This window comes from Synechococcus sp. R55.7 (assembly GCF_047461955.1).
In the GTDB taxonomy this organism is placed as follows: Bacteria; Cyanobacteriota; Cyanobacteriia; order Thermostichales; family Thermostichaceae; genus Thermostichus.
Genome location: NZ_JANSIC010000091.1, coordinates 8405 through 10025 on the forward strand (window position 1 = coordinate 8405; position 1621 = coordinate 10025).

The 1621-nt window shown below is 60.9% G+C and carries 3 protein-coding genes; all 3 read left to right on the forward strand.

Features of this window, described 5'->3' with window-relative positions:
* Window positions 1-267, forward strand: a 267-nt coding sequence (locus NW820_RS06535; RefSeq protein WP_414407024.1) for a hypothetical protein, incomplete at its 5' end; no start/stop codon positions are given.
* Between the two features lie 60 nt (window positions 268-327).
* A complete protein-coding gene (locus NW820_RS06540) occupies window positions 328-675 on the forward strand; it encodes a hypothetical protein (protein WP_414331950.1) in 348 nt (115 codons plus the stop codon).
* Window positions 675-1574 carry a DMT family transporter gene (locus tag NW820_RS06545; RefSeq protein WP_414407025.1) on the forward strand — a complete coding sequence of 300 codons (900 nt, stop codon included), beginning with the start codon at window positions 675-677 and terminating at the stop codon, window positions 1572-1574. The genes NW820_RS06540 and NW820_RS06545 overlap by 1 nt, the downstream gene beginning before the upstream one ends.
* The last annotated feature ends 47 nt before the right edge of the window (window positions 1575-1621 follow it).

The following is a 1621-nucleotide window of genomic DNA, read 5'->3' on the forward strand; positions in this document are numbered from 1 at the left end:
AAGCTTTTCGGCGGCCTGTTCTCCTTTTTCGGCATTCTCTTCGGCGGCTTGGTGGATTTTGTTACCGGGCCTTTTCGTTCTGCACCAGCTTCTCCCAGCTCTGCTCCTGCGGCTACAGCAACTGCTCCTGCCAACAAGCCCAAGGTGGTGGTGGAGAAGCCTTTTGTGCCCAATGAGATCTCGGCTCCGCGTCCTAACCGTCGCCCTGGCCCGGCTTTGGATGTGTTCCGGGCTATGGTTCAGGAGATCCCTTCGGCGCGGGCTTAGTCTGCCCATCTTCGGGAGCAGCTCGTAAGATGGAGGTGACACCGCTGGAGACTGCTCTCTATGTCCGATCTCTCTTTCTCAGAACAAGAACGGCTGAAACAGCTTGAGCGTGAACTGGAGCAAGCGGCGGCGGCCTCTGGGGATCCAGGAACATCCGTTGCGTCTCAGGGGAAAAGTGCCGTCCGAGCTTGGGTTGAGACTTGGGGGCGTCCACTGGTGACGGTCTTCGCCATTCTGGGCTGTATTCTTCTGGTCGGGCTGTTCTTCCGGGTTTTCGGCACCGTTCTCAGGTGGGCAGTGGTGGCGGGGCTGGGCTATCTGCTCTATGCCTGGGTGGTGGCACCGCGGCTGGGCCTTCCCACCGGAGCTAAGTCGAAGCCAGAGGACAGCAATCTCGACAGCTTTTGATGCCTAGGGATCCCTGGCGAGCCTATGTTTACTTGGCGGCGGCCATCTTGGGCTGGGCTACGGCTGCCAGCGCTTTTAAGTTTGGGTTGCGGTACCTGTCGCCGACGGTCTTGCTGATTTTTTCGGCATTGAGCTCTTGCTTGATCCTGGGGATCGTTTTGGTGGTTACAGGGCGGGCAGGGTTCCTCGGCAAGCAGAAGGGATCCCAAGTCCGCCTGTCGGCCCTTCAGGGGCTGCTCAACCCCTTCGGCTACTATGGGGTGTTGTTCCAGGCTTATGACCGTCTGTCGGCTCAGGCGGCGATGGCTCTGAATTACACTTGGCCGCTGGTGCTGGCTCTTCTGGCGGTGCCGCTGCTGGGAGAGCGCTTCCGTTGGCGGCTGGTGTTGGCCTTGGGGGTGAGCCTGCTGGGGGTGGTGCTGGTGGCTACGGGGGGATCCTGGGGCACCTTGCAGGCGGGGGATCCCTGGGGGGTCCTGCTGGCGGTGGGCAGCTCTGGAATCTGGGCGCTCTACTGGCTGCTCAATGTGCGGGATGGGCGAGATGCGGTGCTGAAGCTGTTTATGGGGTTTCTCTTCGGCAGCCTCTATGGCCTGCTACTGCTGCCGTTTCAGGAGGTCTCTTGGACAGTTGCGGGGCTGGGTTGGGCGGCTTACATTGGTCTGGCGGAGATGGGCCTGACTTTTGTATTTTGGCTGCGGGCTCTGGAGTTGGCGGGCCATCGGGGATCCCTGGCCAACTGGGTGTATGTGACGCCCTTTTTGTCGTTGGGGTTGATTGCGGTGCTGTTGGGCGAGACGATTGCGCTGGGATCTGTGGTGGGCCTGGGCTTGATCTTGGCGAGTAACCTGTGGGGATCCCATAGGGAAAAGCCCCCCGCGGATCCTGTTCTGTCCTGAGGCGGTTGCGTTCGCGCCAGCGGGACGGAGTCCTATCGCGTTAGCGG

Bases quoted from the DNA above. Each gene is read 5' to 3' on its own strand.
- NW820_RS06540 (WP_414331950.1), top strand. From the start codon at position 328: ATGTCCGATCTCTCTTTCTCAGAACAAGAACGGCTGAAACAGCTTGAG.
- NW820_RS06545 (WP_414407025.1), top strand. From the start codon at position 675: ATGCCTAGGGATCCCTGGCGAGCCTATGTTTACTTGGCGGCGGCCATC.